Origin of the sequence: Achromobacter sp. GD03932 (genome assembly GCF_029839485.1) — a bacterium.
Classification (GTDB): domain Bacteria; phylum Pseudomonadota; class Gammaproteobacteria; order Burkholderiales; family Burkholderiaceae_B; genus Achromobacter; species Achromobacter bronchisepticus_A.
Genome location: NZ_JAOCAT010000001.1, coordinates 147,085 through 165,821 on the forward strand (window position 1 = coordinate 147,085; position 18,737 = coordinate 165,821).

Annotated in this window: 15 protein-coding genes; 3 read left to right on the top strand and 12 right to left on the bottom strand. The window is 67.1% G+C overall.

Annotated features, from left to right (window positions below; all coding sequences use genetic code 11):
* Positions 1-78: 78 nt before the first annotated feature.
* From N5C88_RS00695 to N5C88_RS00740, 10 genes are all read right to left on the bottom strand, one after another.
* A complete protein-coding gene (locus N5C88_RS00695) occupies positions 79-2,505 on the bottom strand; it encodes a TonB-dependent siderophore receptor (protein ID WP_280014473.1) in 2,427 nt (808 codons plus the stop codon).
* Positions 2,506-2,605: 100 nt separating this feature from the next.
* Entirely contained in the window at positions 2,606-3,622 is a 1,017-nt protein-coding gene (locus tag N5C88_RS00700) for a FecR domain-containing protein (RefSeq protein ID WP_280014474.1), read from the bottom strand.
* Positions 3,619-4,164, bottom strand: coding sequence for a sigma-70 family RNA polymerase sigma factor (locus N5C88_RS00705; RefSeq protein WP_280014475.1), 546 nt, complete (start codon positions 4,162-4,164; stop codon positions 3,619-3,621). The genes N5C88_RS00700 and N5C88_RS00705 overlap by 4 nt, the downstream gene beginning before the upstream one ends.
* 129 nt (positions 4,165-4,293) lie before the next feature.
* Positions 4,294-5,514 (bottom strand): MFS transporter, encoded by a 1,221-nt coding sequence (locus N5C88_RS00710; protein WP_118934049.1) that lies wholly within the window; start codon positions 5,512-5,514, stop codon positions 4,294-4,296.
* A 109-nt stretch (positions 5,515-5,623) separates the two neighbouring features.
* A complete protein-coding gene (locus tag N5C88_RS00715; protein WP_118934050.1) occupies positions 5,624-6,043 on the bottom strand; it encodes a VOC family protein in 420 nt (139 codons plus the stop codon).
* An 84-nt stretch (positions 6,044-6,127) separates the two neighbouring features.
* Entirely contained in the window at positions 6,128-8,152 is a 2,025-nt protein-coding gene (locus tag N5C88_RS00720; protein WP_251878471.1) for an acetyl/propionyl/methylcrotonyl-CoA carboxylase subunit alpha, read from the bottom strand.
* A 56-nt stretch (positions 8,153-8,208) separates the two neighbouring features.
* A complete protein-coding gene (locus tag N5C88_RS00725) occupies positions 8,209-9,816 on the bottom strand; it encodes a carboxyl transferase domain-containing protein (protein ID WP_059376622.1) in 1,608 nt (535 codons plus the stop codon).
* Positions 9,817-10,041: 225 nt separating this feature from the next.
* Positions 10,042-11,223 carry an acetyl-CoA C-acetyltransferase gene (locus tag N5C88_RS00730; protein ID WP_059376625.1) on the bottom strand — a complete coding sequence of 394 codons (1,182 nt, stop codon included), beginning with the start codon at positions 11,221-11,223 and terminating at the stop codon, positions 10,042-10,044.
* 35 nt (positions 11,224-11,258) lie between these two features.
* Positions 11,259-13,115 carry a bifunctional isocitrate dehydrogenase kinase/phosphatase gene (gene aceK / locus N5C88_RS00735; protein WP_059376627.1) on the bottom strand — a complete coding sequence of 619 codons (1,857 nt, stop codon included), beginning with the start codon at positions 13,113-13,115 and terminating at the stop codon, positions 11,259-11,261.
* Positions 13,116-13,126: 11 nt separating this feature from the next.
* Positions 13,127-14,305, bottom strand: a complete 1,179-nt coding sequence (locus N5C88_RS00740; RefSeq protein ID WP_059376629.1) for an isovaleryl-CoA dehydrogenase — start codon at positions 14,303-14,305, stop codon at positions 13,127-13,129.
* A gap of 246 nt (positions 14,306-14,551) precedes the next feature.
* Between N5C88_RS00740 and N5C88_RS00745 the strand changes: the two genes are divergently transcribed.
* Positions 14,552-15,727 (top strand): M20 aminoacylase family protein, encoded by a 1,176-nt coding sequence (locus N5C88_RS00745; protein ID WP_118934069.1) that lies wholly within the window; start codon positions 14,552-14,554, stop codon positions 15,725-15,727.
* A 58-nt stretch (positions 15,728-15,785) separates the two neighbouring features.
* On the top strand, positions 15,786-16,757 hold the full coding sequence (locus N5C88_RS00750; RefSeq protein WP_059376634.1) for a tripartite tricarboxylate transporter substrate binding protein: 972 nt from the start codon (positions 15,786-15,788) through the stop codon (positions 16,755-16,757).
* Positions 16,758-16,869: 112 nt separating this feature from the next.
* Here N5C88_RS00750 and N5C88_RS00755 read toward each other — a convergent pair whose 3' ends face one another.
* On the bottom strand, positions 16,870-17,202 hold the full coding sequence (locus tag N5C88_RS00755) for a YnfA family protein (RefSeq protein ID WP_118934054.1): 333 nt from the start codon (positions 17,200-17,202) through the stop codon (positions 16,870-16,872).
* Positions 17,203-17,212: 10 nt separating this feature from the next.
* Positions 17,213-17,593 (bottom strand): MerR family DNA-binding transcriptional regulator, encoded by a 381-nt coding sequence (locus tag N5C88_RS00760; RefSeq protein WP_059376638.1) that lies wholly within the window; start codon positions 17,591-17,593, stop codon positions 17,213-17,215.
* A gap of 72 nt (positions 17,594-17,665) precedes the next feature.
* On the opposite strand from N5C88_RS00760, the gene N5C88_RS00765 reads away from it, so the two are divergent.
* Complete coding sequence (locus N5C88_RS00765; protein WP_280014476.1) at positions 17,666-18,733, top strand: MBL fold metallo-hydrolase; 1,068 nt, start codon at positions 17,666-17,668, stop codon at positions 18,731-18,733.
* The last annotated feature ends 4 nt before the right edge of the window (positions 18,734-18,737 follow it).

The window sequence follows — 18,737 nt, forward strand, 5'->3', positions numbered from 1 at the left end:
GCGGACAGAACTGTCCTGCAACGCGCGAAACCCATCGCCCGTTGCAGCACGGGGATGGGTTTCGCGCGGCGCGTTCTCTCAGTACGTCGCCCGCAGATTCAGCATCACGCTGCGCGGCTCGCCGTAGTAGTTCGATCCATACGCCGCCCACACGCGCTGGTAATAGACCTTGTCGAACAGGTTGTTCACCGTCAGCGTGCCTTCCAGGTGCTTGTTGAAGCGGTAGCCGGCTTGCGCGGAGACGGTGGTGTACGGGCGCTGCTCGAATTTCACCGGACCGTTCAGGCGGTACATGCTGCTGACGCTGCGTACGCCCGCGCCCAGCGACAGGCCTTCCAGCGTGCCGGTGGCGAAGGTGTACTTGGTCCACAGGTTGAAGGTGTGGCGCGGCGTGATGAAGGCGTATTGCTGCGACTTCTGCTCTTCCGTGCCCTTCAGGGTCTTGGTGGTGGTGTAGGCGTAGCCGGCGGTGATGTCCCAGCCCGGCGCGGGGCTGCCGCTGATTTCCGCCTCGAAGCCCTGGCTGCGCATCTTGCCCGCGGCCATGGAGAACAGCGGATTGTCCGGGTCCGTCATGGAGCGGTTCTCGTCTTCCATGCGGAACAGCGCGGCGTGGCCGTTCAGGCGCTTGTCCAGGAATTCGCCCTTCAGGCCGATCTCGAATTGCTTGCCGGTGCGCGGGTCCAGCAGTTGGCCGCTGACGTCGGTGACGGTCTGCGGCGTGAAGATGCTGGTGTAGCTGGCGTAGGCGGACAACTGCTCGTTCAGGTCCACCACCAGGCCCAGGTAGGGCGTGAACTTGCCGTTGATCTTGTCGCTGGTGTTGGTGAACTGGTTGAAGTAGGCGTTGCGGTTCTGCGTGCGGTTTTCCCACCAGGTGAAGCGTCCGCCGGCGATGAGGGTGGCCGCGTCGGTCACGCGCAGATTGGTGCGCGCATACAGGCCGTACTGGTCGGTCTTGCTGTCGTTGCCGTTGGTGTACTGGTAGTCCGGCTTGGGGATGTTGTTGTTGGGGTGGTAGAGGTTGGTGTCGGCGTTGTCGCCGCCGCCGTAGCGGAAGTTCTTGTGGACGTTGCGGTAGTCGGCGCCCACGGTCAGCTCGTGCTGGCGGCCGAAGGCTTCGAAGGGCGTGGCCACGAAGGCGTCCATGCCGTAGGTCTTCCAGTGGCTGCGGTACTTCCAGCTGATGAGGCAGGTGTCGCCGGTGATCGGGTCCACCGCGCAATCGGACCAGCCGAATTCGCGGCTGGGCTCATCCTGTTCGCGGTAGATGCCGCTCACCTTGATGCGGCCGCCGTTGGCCAGGCGGTGGTCCACGTCGGCGAAGTACTCGGTGACTTCCTCGGTGATGTGGTTCCAGCTGGGGTCCAGGTTGGTGGAGCGGCGCACGTCCAGCAAGCGGCCGTCGGTGTAGCCGGGCAGGCCGAAGAAGGGGCGGCCCTTGTATTGCTGGTACGTGGCGCCAGCGGTCAGGACGGTGTCGGGCGTCAGGTCGAAGCTCAGGGTGCCGTAGAACAGCGGCTTCTCGGTGTACACGCCGTCGACGAAGGATTTGCGGTCGTCATAGGACGCCACCAGGCGGCCGCGCAGGCGCCCATCGCTGTCCAAGGGACCGGTGATGTCGGCCTCGGTGTAGTAGCGGTCCCACGATCCCGTCATGACCTGACCGCTGAAGGCGAATTCCTTCTGCGCGCGCTTGCGCACCAGGTTCACCGTGCCGCCGGGATCGCCCGCGCCCTGGTACAGGCCCGAAGGTCCGCGCAGCACTTCGATGTGATCGTAGATGGCCAGACCGAAGCCCGAGGACAGGTCGTTGCCGGTGCTGGCCGGCGTGTTCACGCCGTCGACCTGGATCGTGTCCAGCGCATAGCCGCGCGAGTAGAAGTTGCCATGGTTGCCGCCGATGCTGCCCGCTTCCACCGTGATGCCGGTGACGGTGCGCATGGCATCGTCCAGCGTGGTCAGGTTCTGGTCGTCCAGCAGCTGGCGCGTCACCACCGAGACCGATTGCGGGATCTCGCGCAGGCTTTGCGCGTTCTTGCCGATGGTGACGGCAGGCGCCGTGTAGGACCCGGTGCCTTCGGTGACAGTGAGGTCGCGGCCGGTGACCGTCACGGGCGCCAACGTGGTGGCATCGGCGGGCGATGCGTCGGCCGGCCGCCGCACCACGAAACCGGAGCCGCTCTGCACGGCCACCAGACCGCTGCGCGCCAGCAGGCGGTTCAACGCGGCCTGCGGCGTCATGGAGCCGGATACGGCGGGGGCGCTCAGGCCGGCCACCACGTCGGGGCTGAACAGCACCTGCAGCTGCGCCTGGCGGCCCAGCGCCACCAGCGCGTCGGCCAGGCTGCCGGCGGGCAGGTCGAAGGTTTGCGCGGCGGCGCTCTGCGCATGGGCCGCGGACGGCGCCAGCGCCTGGACTGCCAGCGCGGCAGTCATGGACAGCGCGCACAGCAGCGCGTAACGGCCGGCGCTCAGCCGACGATGAAAATGGCGTTGCGCCATGGACTTTCCCCAGTCTGGAAGTGGATCTTCAACTGGGGAAGACGCGCCAACCGTCAAAACCCGAACCTGTCTAATTAAAAATAATTCTTAATTCTTGTCTTCAGCGGCTGCCGATCACCGCGACGCCATCCGGCCGCCGGCTTACCGTCACCGGCAGCAGGCCGGGCAGCATGTCCAGGACCGCGTCGGGCTGGCGCAGATCCAGCGTGCCGGACAGGCGCAACCCCCGGGCGCGCTCGTCGGCAAAGCGCAGCGGCGTGTCGCGGTACAGGGCCAGATAGCCGGCCAGCTGCTGCAAGGTGGTGTCGTGCATCACCGCCACGCCGCCCTGCCAGGCGCCGATCTCGCTGGCGGGTACCTGCTGGCGGCGCAAGAGCCGCGCGTCTGCGCGCGACAGCAGCACCGTGTCGCCGGCCTGAAGCGTCTGCGCGGCGGGGGCGTTGGCGCCTTGGGCGTCCAGCCTGACTTCGCCGCTGCGCACGCCGACCTGCAGCACGTCGGGCAGCAGCAGCACGTTGAACTCGGTGCCGATGTCGCGCAGCTCCGCATCGCCCGCGGCCACGATCAGCGGCCGGCGGTCGGGCGCGGCGTCGATGTAGACCTCGCCGCCGTCGATGCGGATGTGGCGCTCGGCGAGCGTGTAGCGCACGCTCACGCGCGTGCCGACGTTGGCATGCAGGCGGGTGCCGTCAGGCAGGTCCAGGCTGCGGGTCTGGGTGGACGCGTTGGCGACGGTCTCGTAGCTGATGGGCACGTATTGGTAGGCGGCAGCCACCATCAGCAGCGTCGCGGCCAGGGCGCCGCCCCAGCGCAGGAAGGCCGGGCGGCGGGCCGGTGCCGACCACGCGCGGGGCCGGGACTGCGGCCGGCTGCGCGGCGGGATCTGAGCGTGGCTGGTGGGTTGCGAATGTGTGCGCGCGGAGTTCGGGCGCGGCAGCGCCGCCATGTCTTCCCACACCAGCTCCAGCCGCTCGTACTCTCGCCGGTGCTCGGCCGAAGCTTGCAACCAGGACTGGAAGGCCTGTTCGGCGCTGGCATCGGACGCGCGCTCCCGGCGGCGCATGAACCATGCGCTCGCGGCCTCTTCGACAGCGGACAAAGGTAGGGATCGGGTCATGGCGTTTCGCCGTGGACACGGCGCTTGCAGTGCGCCAGCGCCAGTTGCAGATGCTTTTCGACCGCGCGCACAGAGATTCCCATGTGGTCGGCGATGTCCTCGCAACGCAGCTCATCATACCGATAAAGCAGAAAGGCCTCGCGCTGGCGCGGCGGCATCTCGTCGATGGCGGCCTGCAGCAATCGCAGGCGTTGGCTGGCGTCGGCGCGTGCTTCGGGCTGCAGGCCGGCGGAGGCAGCCAAGCCCATGGCCGTGGGTTCGAAACCCTGGTCGTCCAAGCTGGCCACCACGTGCTCGTCGCGCACGCTCTCGCGGCGCCAGTGGTCGCGCAGCAGGTTGCGGGCGATCTCGTACAGATAGGCGCGCGGCTTCTCCGGCGGCGTGGCGCCGTCATGCGCCGCCAGCCATTTGGCGAAGGTCTCCTGCGCCAGATCCTGGGCGGCCTCGGGCGAACGCTTGAGCTGCCGGTTCAGGAAACCGACCAGCTCCGCGTTCCACGCCTTGTACGCCTCGGCGATCACGCCGAAGAACCGCTCCCCCATGATGCCCCTGTCGATGTCCGGCGCCGGGTTCTGTGACCTGGGCGCGTAGGCATGGCTTGATCAAATGATAATGATTCTTATTGTATCAAGATTATCAGGCGCTGCCAGGAGGAGCCGCGCCTTATCGCTTCAGGGCGTGTGCAAGCTCCTGAGCTTCCTCAGCTCGGGAAACCACCGCATCCACAACCCCGCCACGGCAATCGTGCCGACCCCGCCGATCACCACCGCGGGCACCGCGCCGAAGGCCGCGGCCATGACGCCGGACTCGAATTCGCCCAGCTGATTTGAGGCGCCGATGAATAGCGTGTTCACCGCGCTCACTCGTCCCAGCATATGGTCGGGCGTGTTCAGCTGCACCAGCGACGAGCGCACCACCACGCTGACCGCGTCCGCCGCGCCCAGCACCACCAGCGCGCCGATGGACAGCGGGATCGAGGTCGACAGGCCAAATACCGTGGTCGCCAGCCCGAACACGATCAACGCGCCGAACAGCAGCCGGCCGACGTGTTCGCCCAGGCTCAGGCGGGCCAGCGTCAAGGACATGAGCGCGGCGCCGCAAGCGGGAGCGGCGCGCAGCGCGCCCAGCGCCCAGGGGCCGGCGTTCAGGATGTCCTTGGCGAAGATAGGTAGCAAGGCCGTGGCCCCGCCCAGCAGCACGGCGAACAGGTCCAGCGACAAGGTGCCCAGCAGCAGGCGCCGCTGGAAGATGAAGGTGATGCCGGCGAACAGCGTGCGCCAGGTGGTCGGTTCTTTGCGCGGCGGGGCGCGTTCGATGACCAGCGTGGCGATGGAGGCGAAGGCGGACAGGTACAGGGCCGCCGCCACGCAATAGATCCACCCTGCTCCCAGCCCGTAGCCGACGCCGCCCAGCGCAGGACCCGCGATCTGCGCGATCTGTCCGCCGGACGAGGCCAGCGCGGTCGCGCGCGGCAGCCATTCGCGCGGCACCACCGCCGGGATCAGCGTGGCCAGGGTCGGCGCTTCAAAGGCGCGGGCCGAACTCATGATGATGATGGTGGCGTAGATCAGCGTCTTGCCGCCCACGCCGTGCAGGGCCGCGATCGCCAGCACCAGCGTGGCCAGCGCCTCCAGCGCCATGCATACCGCCACGATCTTGCGGCGGTCGTAGCGGTCGGCTACGTGGCCCACCACCAGGGTCAGCGCCGCCATGGGCAGGAATTGCGCCAGGCCGATCAGGCCCAGGTCCAGGGCGCTGCCGCTCAATGCATAGATCTGCCAGCCCACCGCGACGGAGACGATCTGGAAGGCGAGCGACGCGCCGATGCGCGCGAACAGGTAATGCAGGAAGGCGGGACGTTGAAGCGGACTGGGAGAATCGGGGGCGGGCATTGGGGGATGGCGCTTTGGGCGCGCGACGGGCGCCGGACCCCCGCATTCTAGGGAGAAGTCGCTGACGGGAAACTAAGAGCGGCTCATGTGCCCCCGGCCGTGCCTGCCGTTATGCCTTCGGCCAATACGTCCCGAAGCTCCACAGGTTGCCCTCCGGATCGCGGCAGGCGAACTCACGGCTGCCGTAGGCGGTGTCGTAGGGCGGGGTTTCGATGGTGGCGCCGGACGCCTGGACCTGCGCGTGCAGGGCGTCCGGATCATCCACCGCCAAATACAGCGCGTCGGTGCGGCGTCCTTGCAGGTCGCCTACCAGCTTGCCATGGGCGTCGTCGCGGTCAGGACCCAGCATCAAAAGGGAGCTGCCATAAGCCAGTTCCGCATGTTGCACCGCGCCGTCGTCGCGATAGACGGCGTGTTCGGTGAAACCCAGTACGCCAGTAAGCCAGCGCAGCATGGCGTCCGCATCGCGGCAACGCAGGGTTGGGAACAGCCGGGGCGCCGCGGATTCGGAGGGCATAGCACTCATCATGGGTACTCCTGTGAAAATGCAGGAGCGCCCATGATGCACCCGCGGGCGGCGGGGAGGATGACGATTTTGTTACTGCGCGCCTGGCTACTCGCCGATGGCGACCAGCTCGGCGCCTTCCGTTACCTGATCGCCCACGCCGTAGAACACTTCTGAGACCTTGCCGTCGGCGGGCGCGGAAATGGTGTGCTCCATCTTCATGGCTTCCATCACCAGCAGCGGCTGGCCCTTTTCCACGGTGTCGCCGGCCTTGACCGAGATCGAGATGATCTTGCCGGGCATGGGGGCCGTGAGGCCGCCGCCGTGTTCGCCCTGGGTGTCCTGCGAATGCGCCAGCGGATCGTACAGGTCCAGCACGTGCACGCCGGCTTCGCCGAAGACGTGGGCCTTTTCGGCGTGCAGCACGACCGTGCCGGCGCTTTCATGGCCGTCCAGCGTGATGCGCAGGCCGTAGGCCAGATTGGGGTTGGCGCTGGCGTGGGCGCGCCACAGGAAGGCCTGCGGGCCTGCGCCGCTGTCCAGGGTCCAGACGCCGCCCTGGCGGGCGACGGTGACGTGGCGGGTCTCGCCGTTGTCCACCCATTGCAGCTGGCGTTGGTAGCGGCCGCCCAGGCGCCAGCCGTCGCGCGCGTCCCAGGGGTCGGCGGGCTGCTTGCCACCCGTAGCCTGCGGCTGCGCCAGGCCTTGGCGCACCAGCACCGCGGCGCAGGCCAGCGCCAGCGTGGCGGGATTGGCCGCCTGGGGTTCGGGCAGCAGCGTGGCGCGCTGGCGTTCGATCAGGCCGGTGTCCAGGTCCGCCGCGGCGAAGGCGCTGTCCTGCATCAGGCGCGACAGGAAAGCCACGTTGGTCTGCACGCCCACGGCCTGCGTCTGGGCCAGGGCCTGCAGCATGCGGGCGCGGGCCTGGTCGCGGTCGGCGCCGTGCACGATCAGCTTGGCGATCATGGGGTCGTAGAACGGCGTGATGGTGTCGCCCATGCGCACGCCGCCGTCGACCCGGATGTCGCCGTTGGCGAATGCGGTGTGCGCCGGCAGGCCCAGGTAGGCCAGCGTGCCGATGGACGGCAGGAAGCCCTTCTCGGGGTTCTCGGCGTAGATGCGGGCCTCGATGGCGTGGCCCTGGATGCGCAGGTCTTCCTGGCGCGCCGGCAGCGGCTGGCCGGCGGCCACGCGCAGTTGCCATTCGACCAGGTCGTGGCCCGTGATCATTTCGGTGACCGGGTGCTCGACCTGCAGGCGCGTGTTCATTTCCATGAAGTAGAACCGGCCGTCGGGTTCTGCGATGAACTCCACCGTGCCTGCGCCCACGTAGCCCACGGCGCGCGCGGCGGCCACGGCGGCCTCGCCCATGGCGCGGCGGCGCTCTTCGGTCATGCCGGGCGCGGGGGCCTCTTCGATCACCTTCTGGTGGCGGCGCTGTACCGAGCAATCGCGTTCGAACAGGTAGACGCAGTTGCCGTGCGTGTCCGCGAATACCTGGATTTCGATGTGGCGCGGCTTCTGCAGATAGCGTTCGATCAGCACGCGGTCGTCGCCGAAGCTGGAGGCGGCCTCGCGCTGGCATGAGGCCAGCGCATCGAGGAACGCGCCGGACGATTCGACCACGCGCATGCCCTTGCCGCCGCCGCCGGCGCTGGCCTTGATCAGCACGGGGTAGCCGATGGCGTCGGCCTGGGTCTTGAGGAATTGCGGGTCCTGGTTGTCGCCGTGGTAGCCGGGCACCAGCGGCACGCCGGCTTTTTCCATCAGCGATTTGGCGGCGGACTTGCTGCCCATGGCGGCGATGGCGGAGGCCGGCGGCCCGACGAAGGCGATGCCGGCCTTCTCGGCGGCCTCGGCGAAGGCTTCGTTCTCAGACAGGAAACCGTAGCCGGGGTGGATGGCGCCCGCGCCGGTATCGCGCGCGGCTTGCAGGATGGCGTCGGCGCGCAGGTAGCTGGCGCGCGGCTCGGAGCCGCCGATGTACACGGCCTGGTCGCAGGCGGCGACGTGGCGGGCGTTGGCGTCGGCGTCGGAATACACCGCGACGGTGCGGATGCCCATGCGGCGGGCGGTGGCGGCCACGCGGCAGGCGATTTCACCGCGGTTGGCAATCAGCAAAGTGTCGAACATGGATGTCATCCAGGCTGAAATTATTCTTGGGCTGCAATGGGGACGGCCAAGCCGCCCTACATGCGGAACACGCCGAACTTGGTGTCCTCGATGGGCGCGTTCAAGGCCGCCGACAGGGCCAGCCCCAGCACGCGCCGCGTGTCGGCCGGCGCGATGATGCCGTCGTCCCACAGCCGCGCGGTGGCGTAATAGGGATGGCCTTCGCGTTCGTACTGTTCGCGGATCGGCGCCTTGAAGGCGGTTTCCTCATCGGCCGACCACTGGCCGCCGCGGGCCTCGATGCCGTCGCGCTTGACCGTGGCCAAGACGCTTGCGGCCTGTTCGCCGCCCATGACCGAGATGCGGGCGTTGGGCCACATGAACAGCATGCGCGGCGAATAGGCGCGGCCGCACATGCCGTAGTTGCCGGCGCCGAACGAACCGCCGATCAGCACGGTGAACTTGGGCACGTTGGCGGTGGCCACGGCCGTCACCATCTTGGCGCCGTGGCGGGCGATGCCTTCGTTTTCGTATTTGCGTCCGACCATGAAGCCGGTGATGTTCTGCAGGAACACCAGCGGGATCTTGCGCTGTGCGCACAGTTCGATGAAGTGCGCGCCCTTCTGCGCGGACTCCGAGAACAGGATGCCGTTGTTGGCCACGATACCCACGGGCATGCCATGGATGTGCGCGAAGCCAGTGACCAGCGTGGGACCGAAGCGCGCCTTGAACTCGTCGAACTCGGAGCCGTCCACGATGCGCGCGATGACTTCGCGCACGTCGTAGGGCTTGCGGGTGTCGGCCGGGATGATGCCGTTGAGTTCGTTCGGATCGTAGCGCGGCTCGCGCACCGGGATGGTGGCCAGCGGCTGCGGCTTCTTGCGGTTCAGGCGCGCGACGGCGTTGCGCGCCAGTTGCAGCGCGTGCATGTCGTTGGCGGCCAGGTGGTCGACCACGCCGGACAGGCGCGTGTGCACGTCGCCGCCGCCCAGGTCCTCGGCGCTGACTTCCTCGCCGGTGGCGGCCTTCACCAGCGGCGGACCGCCCAGGAAGATGGTGCCCTGGTTCTTGACGATGATGGACTCGTCGCTCATGGCGGGCACGTAGGCGCCGCCGGCGGTGCAGGAGCCCATCACCACGGCGATCTGCGAAATGCCCTGCGAGGACATCTGCGCCTGGTTGTAGAAGATGCGGCCAAAGTGTTCGCGGTCGGGGAAGACCTCGTCTTGCTGCGGCAGGTTGGCGCCGCCCGAATCCACCAGGTAGACGCAGGGCAGATGGTTCTGCGCGGCGATTTCCTGCGCGCGCAGGTGCTTCTTGACCGTCATCGGGTAGTAGGTGCCGCCCTTGACCGTGGCGTCGTTGCAGACGATCACGCATTCGGTGCCGGCCACGCGGCCGATGCCGGTGATGACGCCGGCGCCGGGGGCTTCGCCGCCGTACATGCCGTGCGCCGCCATCGGCGACAGTTCCAGGAACGGCGTGCCCGGATCGATCAGGTGTTCAACGCGGTCGCGCGGCAGCAGCTTGCCGCGCGCCACGTGCTTGGCGCGCGCGGCTTCGCTGCCGCCCAGCGCGGTATGGGCCAGTTGCTGGTCCAGATCGTCCAGCTGCGCCTGCATGGCCTGCGCATTGTCGGTGTAGTCCTGCGACCGCGGATTGATGCGGGATTCGATGATGGGCATGGGGTTCCACCCGTCCTGCTTGTTGGAAATTTGAAGGCGCTCGTGGAGCGGTTTGTCTCGCTGCCCGGTGGGCCGGGCATTCTTGTCGGTCAGGGGTACCGAAGAGGGATTTCGTTGCGCCTTTCCTGCATGGCGCGCGACCGACCCGTCGCGCTATGACGCCATGCAAGAAAGGCGCAGCGGAATCCATCGAAAGCCGGGAGGCCGAAGCCCCCCGGCGTTGCGTCAGATCATTTCAATCGCCATGGCAACGGCTTCGCCGCCGCCGATGCACAGCGTGGCCACGCCGCGCTTGCCGCCGGTCTTGCGCAGCGCGCCGACCAGGGTGGCCATCAGGCGGGCGCCGGACGCGCCGATCGGGTGGCCCAGGGCGGTGGCGCCGCCGTGGACGTTGACCTTGTCATGCGGCAGCTTGAAGTCGGCCATGGCAGCCATGGTGACCACCGCGAAGGCTTCGTTGATTTCGTAGAGGTCCACGTCCTCGGCCTTCCAGCCGGTCTTGGCGAACAGGTTCTTCAGCGCGCCCACGGGGGCGGTGGTGAACCAGTTCGGCTCTTGCGAATGCTGGCTGTGGGCGACGATGCGGGCCAGCGGCTTCACACCGAGCTTCTCGGCGGTGGAGGCGCGCATCAGCACCATGGCGGCGGCGCCGTCGGAGATCGACGAGGAGTTGGCGGCGGTGACGGTGCCGTCCTTCTTGAAGGCGGGCTTGAGGGTGGGGATCTTTTCCGGCATGGCCTTGGTGGGGGCTTCGTCGGTGTCGATCACGGTGTCGCCCTTGCGGCCGGCCACGGTCACGGGGGCGATTTCCCACTTGAAGCTGCCGTCTTCCGACGCGGCGCGGGCGCGGCGCAGCGATTCCAGCGAGAACGCGTCCTGCTGTTCGCGCGTGAAGGAATACTTGGCGGCGCAATCTTCGGCGAACACGCCCATGGCCTTGCCCTTGTCGTAGGCGTCTTCCAGGCCGTCCAGCGCCATGTGGTCATACACGGTGTTGTGGCCGTAGCGGTAGCCCTGGCGGCCCTTGAGCAGCAGGTAGGGCGCGTTGCTCATGCTTTCCTGGCCGCCAGCGACGACGATGTTGGCGCTGCCCGCGGCCAGCAGGTCATGGCCGAACATGGCGGCCTTCAGGCCCGAGCCGCAGACCTTGTGGATGGTGGTGCAAGCCACGCCCAGCGGCAGGCCGGCGCCCAGTGCTGCCTGGCGCGCCGGGGCCTGGCCCTGGCCGGCCTGCAGCACGTTGCCCATGATGACTTCTTCGACTTGCTCGGGCTTGATGCCGGCGCGTTCGACGGCGGCCTTGATGGCGATCGAGCCCAGCTCGTGCGCGGCCAGGCCGGACAAGGCGCCCAGCATGCCGCCCATGGGCGTGCGGGCGACGGAAACGATGACGATGGGATCTGACATGGCTAGCTCCTGTGAGGGTCGGGACAGCTCTGGGGTTACGAGGCCGCGGGTTCGCCCGTAGGGCGTTCCGGACGCAGGCGTCTGTCCGTATCGTAAGGGAAAAATTCTTCAATCCGGCCCTGCGCCACATGGGCGCGGCAGGCCTGCCACCACTCCGGTTCCAGCAGGTCGGAATGGTGACGCATGAAGGCGCCGCGCACGCGCGGGTCGCCTAGCAGAAAGCGTCCGAATTCTTCGGGGAAGACATCATTCGGACCGATGGCATACCAGGGTTCCGACGCCAGTTCCGCCTCTTCGTTGGGGGCGGGCGGAATGCGCCGGAAATTCATTTCGGTCATGCGCTGGATTTCGTCGTAATCGTAGAAAACGACCCGGCCCAGGCGCGTGACGCCGAAGTTCTTGTAGAGCATGTCCCCGGGGAAGATATTGGCGGCCGCCAGCTGGCGGATGGCGTCCCCGTATTCGCGCACGGCCGGGTCCAGCAGCGCGTCCGACGCCTGGCGCAGATAGATGTTCAGCGGGGTCATGCGCCGTTCGATGTAGACATGGCGGATGACCACCGTGTCGCCGGTTTCCTCTATCAGGCTGGGCACCAGGCGGCGCAACTCTTCCAGCAGCGCCGGCGCGAAACGGGCGCGCGGCAGCGCCACCTGTGAATATTCCCAGGTGTCGGCCATGCGGCCGACGCGGTCGTGCAGCTTCACCATCTGGTATTTGCGGCGCACGGTGGCATGGTCCATGCCGTCCTTGTCGATGCGGTCCTTGATGAGCTTGAACACGTAGGGATAGGACGGCAGCGTGAACACGCACATCACCATGCCCTTGATGCCGGGGGCGATGTCGAAAGCGTCGCGCGAATGGGCCAGATGGTGCAGGAAGTCGCGGTAGAACAGCGTCTTGCCCTGCTTCTGCAGGCCGATCATGGTGTAGAGCTCGGCCTTGGGCTTGCGCGGCAGCAGGCTGGACAGGAAGTTCACCACCGCGGCCGGCGTTTCCATGTCCACCAGGAAATAGGCGCGCGTGAAGCTGAACAGCGTGCTCAGGTCGTCGGCGCCCAGGAGCAGCGCGTCCAGCACGACCTGACCCGCCGGGTTGCGCATCAGCGCCACCGCGAAGGGATACACCGTGCCCTGGTTGATCAGGCGGCCGACGATGTAGGCGCCCTTGTTGCGGAAGAACAGCGAGCCCAGCGCGTGGATCTGGCAATCGCTGGCGATGCGCCGGCCGACGTGGCGCGGCAGGATCGCGCGCAGCTGCTTGACCGCGGCGCGCGCCAGCAGCCGGGTGTCGCGCGGCAGGTCTTCGAAGGGCAGCGCCAGGCCGAAATCCGCCACCATGCGGATCAGGCTTTTTTCCAGCCCGTCGGTGGCGGGGTAATACACGCGGTACGACGGGATGCTGCTGTCCAGGTAGTCGGTGGCGATGGCCGGGCGGACGAACAGGAAGGCGTTGTGGAAGTAGTCGCGATGCAGGATGCGGCAGGACACCGAGTTGAAGAACGTCTCGGCGCATTCGGGCTGGCGGTGGTCGCCCAGCAGACCCACGAATTCCTGCTTGATCTGTTGCCAGAACGCGGTCTGCGCATCGCTCAGGGCGGGCGCCGCGCTGCCGTTGGCGCCGACCGCGCCTTCGGGGCGGCCGCGCAGCACGCCTTCCAGTTGGGTGGCGCATTCGCGCACCCGCATGTCGTAGTACTCGATGCGCTCGCGCGACAGGCGCTGGATGCCGTGCCAGTCGCCGGATTCGAACAGCGCCTTGGCGCGCTGGGCGCTGTAGCGGAACAGCGCGTAGTGGCGGTCGAAGCCCGCCAGGATCAGCCGCGCGACGTCCAGCGGCGATGGGCCCGGAGCGGGCGCCTGCTCGATGTGCTGGACGTCGGACATGCGGATCATGGCGGCGTGGCTCAGGCGGTTTCGTTGAACAGTTCGCGGCCGATCAGCATGCGGCGGATTTCGCTGGTGCCGGCGCCGATTTCGTACAGCTTGGCGTCGCGCCACAGGCGGCCCACCGGGTACTCGTTGATGTAGCCGTTGCCGCCCAGGATCTGCACGCCCTCGCCCGCCATCCAGGTGGCCTTTTCGGCGGTGTAGAGGATCAGCGCGGCGCAGTCCTTGCGCACCTGGCGCACGTGCTCGGCGCCCAGGCGGTCCAGGTTCTTGCCGACCTGGTAGCAGAAGGCGCGGCTGGCTTGCAGCGTGGTGTACAAGTCAGCGACCTTGCCCTGGATCAGCTGGAATTCGCCGATGGCCTGGCCGAACTGCTTGCGGTCATGGATATAGGGGACGACCACGTCCATCACGGCCTGCATGATGCCTACCGGGCCGCCGGACAGCACGGCGCGTTCGTAGTCCAGGCCGCTCATCAGCACCTTGACGCCGCCGTTGACCTGGCCCAGCACGTTTTCTTCGGGGATTTCGCAGTCCTGGAACACCAGTTCGCCGGTGTGGCTGCCGCGCATGCCCAGCTTGTCCAGCTTCTGCGCCACGGAAAAGCCCTTGAAGCCCTTTTCCACCAGGAAGGCGGTGATGCCACGTTGGTGAGCTTCGGGGTCGGTCTTGGCGTAGACCACCAGGGTGTCGGCGTCGGGGCCGTTCGTGATCCACATCTTGGTGCCGTTCAGTACGTAGCGGTCGCCCTTTTTGTCGGCGCGCAGCTTCATGCTGACCACATCGGAACCCGCGCCCGGCTCGCTCATGGCCAGGGCGCCCACGTGTTCGCCCGAAATCAGCTTGGGCAGGTATTTGGCTTTCTGGGCGGGGGTGCCGTTGCGGTTGATCTGGTTCACGCACAGGTTGGAGTGCGCGCCGTAGGATAGACCGATGGACGCGCTGGCGCGGGAGATTTCCTCCATCACGACCATGTGGGCCAGATAGCCCATTTTTGCACCGCCGTATTCCTCGTCGGCCGTCATGCCCAGCACGCCGAGGTCGCCGAATTTGCGCCAGAGATCCATGGGGAACTGGTCGCTGCGGTCGACTTCTGCGGCGCGCGGCGCGATCTCGGCCAGTGCGAAATTGCGCACCGCGTCGCGCAGCATGTCCAGATCTTCGCCCAGGTCGAAGTTCAGGCCGGGAAGGTTCATCGCTGTCTCCGTGATAGTAGGTACTTACTATTTTGTGGGCGCCTGTGTCCGGCGCCAGCTTGCCGCGCGTGGCTCATGATGCGCCGATCGGCCATCGCTGCGCAATGATGCACCGCAAATATTACGTTTACGTAAACGTAAATTGGAGTCGGGTTATCCCTAGGTAATTCCGGCCTGCCCAGGGAGTTGCGCTGAGTAAGATGCCAGCCGATCCTTGAATCCTGAATCATTGCGATGGAGTCTGCCGTGCTCGAACTATCCAACCTGGACGAAATTGTGGCGCTGCGCCGCGATATCCACATGCATCCGGAGCTCTGCTACGAAGAGCACCGCACGGCCAAGGTGGTGGCGGACACGCTGCGCGGCTGGGGCATCGAGGTTCACACCGGCATCGCCAAGACCGGGGTGGTCGGCGTGATCAAGCGCGGCACGTCGGATCGCGCCATCATGTTGCGCGCCGACATGGACGCCCTGCCCATGCAGGAAGAGAACCAGTTCGAGCACCGCTCGCGCCACGACGGCAAGATGCACGGCTGCGGCCATGACGGCCACACCGCCATGCTGCTGGCCGCCGCGCGCCACCTGCAGGCCGAAGGCGGCTTCGACGGCACCGTGTACCTGTGCTTCCAGCCGGCCGAGGAAGGCGGCGCGGGCGGCCGCGCCATGATCCAGGACGGTCTGTTCGAACGTTTTCCCTGCGAAGCCGTGTTCGGCCTGCACAACTGGCCGGGGCTGCCCGCCGGATCCATCGGCGTCTGCTCCGGCCCGATGATGGCGGCCGCCAACGGCTTCAAGATCACCGTGCGCGGCAAGGGCGGCCACGCGGCCGCGCCGCAGGACTGCAGCGATCCGGTGCCCGCGCTGTTCGCCATCGGCCAGTCGCTGCAGACCATTCTCACGCGCAGCAAGCGCCCGCTGGATGCGGCCGTGCTGTCGATCACGCAGGTGCAGGCCGGCGGCAGCGTCATTAACGTCATTCCGAATAGCGCCTGGCTGGGTGGCTCGGTGCGGGCCTACAGCACGGACGTGGTCGATCTGATCGAACGCCGCATGAACGAGATTGCAGGCAACATCGCCGCCGCGCACGGCTGCGAAGCCGACGTGTTCTTCGAGCGCCGCTACCCGGCGCTGGTGAACACCGTCGCCGAAACCGAGTTCTGCATGGAAGTCATGCGCGAGGTCGTGGGCGAGGACAAGGCAATGGTGATCGAACCGGCCATGGCCTCGGAGGACTTCGCCTTTCTGCTGCAGGAAAAACCCGGCTGCTACGTGTTCCTGGGCAACGGCGACGGCGAGCACCGCATGGCAGGCCACGGCCTGGGTCCCTGCATGCTGCACAACGCCAGCTACGACTTCAACGATTCCCTGATTCCGGCTGGCGCGTCGTACTGGGTACGCCTGGCGCAACGCTATCTGGCCTGATGTGCTTCACGCTTTTCGTTTTATCTGACGCAGTGCCACGCAACATTACCAGGACGATATGAAAAAGAAGACATTGCTGATCAAGGCCGCGGGGGCGGCCTTGGCGATCATGGCCAGCGGCGCGATGGCGCAGAACTGGCCGGCCAAGCCGGTGACGCTGGTCGTGCCCTACACCGCGGGCGGCAGCGCCGACGCGATCGGACGCCGCCTGGGCGACGTCCTGCGCAAGGAAAGCAACATAACCGTCATCGTCGAGAACAAGCCGGGCGCGGGCGCGTCCGTCGGCACCGACTTCGTGGCGCGCGCGCAGCCGGACGGCACCACCTTGCTGCTGGCCTCCACCAGCCCGCTGACGATCTTCCCGCATCTGGCCAAGACCAACTACGACCCGATGAAGGACCTGACGCCGGTGGCCAGCGTGGCGGTCGCGCCCGTCGCCATCGTCGCCACCAAGGCGCTGCCGGTGAAGGACTTCGCCGGCCTGATCGACTACGCCAAGTCGCATCCCGACGGCGTGCGCTACGGCACGCCGGGCCAGGGCACCGTGGCCCACATCGGCATGTCGGCCGTCACGGCGCAGACCGGCACCAAGATGCTGCACGTGCCTTACCGCGGCAACAGCCAGGCGTTGACCGACGGCCTGGGCGGCGTGGTCGAGTTGCTGGTGGTCAATAGCGACGTGGTGCTGCCGCACGTCGCCAGCGGCGCGCTCAAGCCGCTGGCCGTGATGGCGCCCGAGCGCCTGGCCGCCTGGCCGGACGTGCCCACCATGGCGGAACTGAAGATGCCGCAGGCGCAGTACTACTCGAACTTCGGCGTGTTTGCGCCGGCCAAGCTGCCGGCGACGGTCGCCCAGCCCTTGCAGGCGGCTTTGGCCAAGGCAGTCGCCAGCGCTGAATTCCAGGATCTGCTGGCCAAGTCGTACTTGCAGCCAGGCACCGCCACGGGCGAGGCCTTCGCCAAGCAGGTGCAGGCGGAATTCGCGAACAATGCGCGGGTCATCAAGGAAGGCAACATCAAGGCTGAGTAAGCCTTGCCCCAACAAAAAGCGCGCGACCCTGTGGGTACGCGCGCTTTTTTTTCGGCCTGTCCCAAGACAGCGGGCGCCCAGTGGGGTCTTTCTTGTGGCGGTTTGTCGCAGCCTACGCGCTGCGCGGCCCGAACATGATCACCAGCATGCCCGCCAGGCACAGGCCCACGCCCAGCCAGTCGCTCATGCTGGGACGCACGCCGTCCACGGCCCACAGCCATAGCAGCGCCATGCCGATATAGATGCCGCCATACGCCGCGTACACGCGGCCCGAGGCCGTGGGGTGCAGCGTGAGCAGCCAGGCGAACAGCGCCAGGCTGGCCGCGGCAGGCGCCAGCAGCCAGATTGAATGGCCCTTGCGCAGCCACAGGTAAGGCAGATAGCAGCCGATGATCTCGGCCAGCGCCGTCAGGACGAACAGCGCGAGGGTTTGCAGGGCGGCCATGCGTGCGCCCCTAGGGCTTTTGCGCGAGCAACTCGCGGCATTGCTGTTCCTGCTGCGCGATCTCGCGCAGGGTATCTTCGATGTCGCGGCGCTGCTGTTCCAGCGTGGCGCGGTGCTGTTCCAGCACGCTCAGGTACTGGCGCAGCTGGACCTCGGTGTCGCCCGGCCCGTCGTACATGTCGATCAGGGTCAGGATCTCGGACAATTGCAGGCCCAGGCGCTTGCCGCGCAGGGCCAGTTTCAGGCGCGTGCGGTCGCGTGGCCCGAAGACCCGGTTGCGTCCTTCACGCGCCGGGCTGACGATCCCCTGGTCTTCGTAGAAGCGGATCGTGCGGGGCGTGACGTCGAACTCGCGGGAGAGCTCTGAGATAGTCCAGGTTGACGGGGACATGCGGCTTGTGGCAGTTTACGTAAACGTAAATTATGATGACTTGACCCAATCGTCAAGCGTGGAGGAGAGGCAATGAATCCGAACGAACAGAAACTGCAGTACCCCTGGGCCGATTTCCAGCCCGAAGCCGGCCGTTCGCACGGGGTGGCGGATGGGGTCAAGTGGATCAGGATGCCTCTGCCGTTCGCGCTGGATCATATCAACCTCTGGCTGCTGCGCGACAACATCGACGGGCGCGACGGCTGGACCATCGTCGACTGTGGCATCACGCGCGATGAAGTGAAGACGCTGTGGGAACGCGTGTTCGAGACCGAGCTCGAAGGCCTGCCGGTGCTGCGCGTGATCGTCACCCACATGCACCCCGACCACATCGGCCTGGCGCACTGGCTGTGCGAACGCTGGAACGCCCCGCTGTGGATGACGATGACGGACTTCATGGTGGCGTCGCTGTGGTCCTCGCGCCGCGGCGAGGCCGGCGGCGGTCCGGGCGGCCAATCGGCGGTGGATCACTTCGCGCGCCATGGCCTGACCGACCCGGACGCGCAAGAGCAGATCCGCCAGCGCGCCAACTACTACCCCAACCTGGTGCCGGCCGTGCCCGCGCGCTACACCCGCATCATGCACGGCGATGAGGTGCGCATCGGCGGGCGCGACTGGCGCGTCATCGTGGGTTACGGCCACGCGCCGGAACATGCCTCGCTGTATTCCCCGGACCTGCGCGTGCTGATTTCTGGCGACATGGTGTTGCCGCGCATTTCCACCAACGTCAGCGTGTTCGATTACGAGCCCGACGCGAATCCCCTGCCCCTGTACCTGCGTTCGCTGGATGGCTACGCCGACCTGCCCGAAGACACGCTGGTGCTGCCATCGCATGGCCGGCCTTTCAAGGGCCTGCACGAGCGCATCGCGCAACAGCACGAACACCATCGCGACCGCCTGGCGGAAGTGCTGGAAGCTTGTGCCGTTCAGCCGCAATCGACCACGGACATCGTGCCGGTGCTGTTCAAGCGCAAGCTCGACCTGCACCAGCTGACCTTCGCCATGGGCGAGGCGCTGGCGCACCTGCACGCGCTGTATTTCGAAGGCAAGCTCAAGCGCGCGCTGGGCGCGGACGGCATCGTGCGGTTCTCGGCCGCCTGAATCC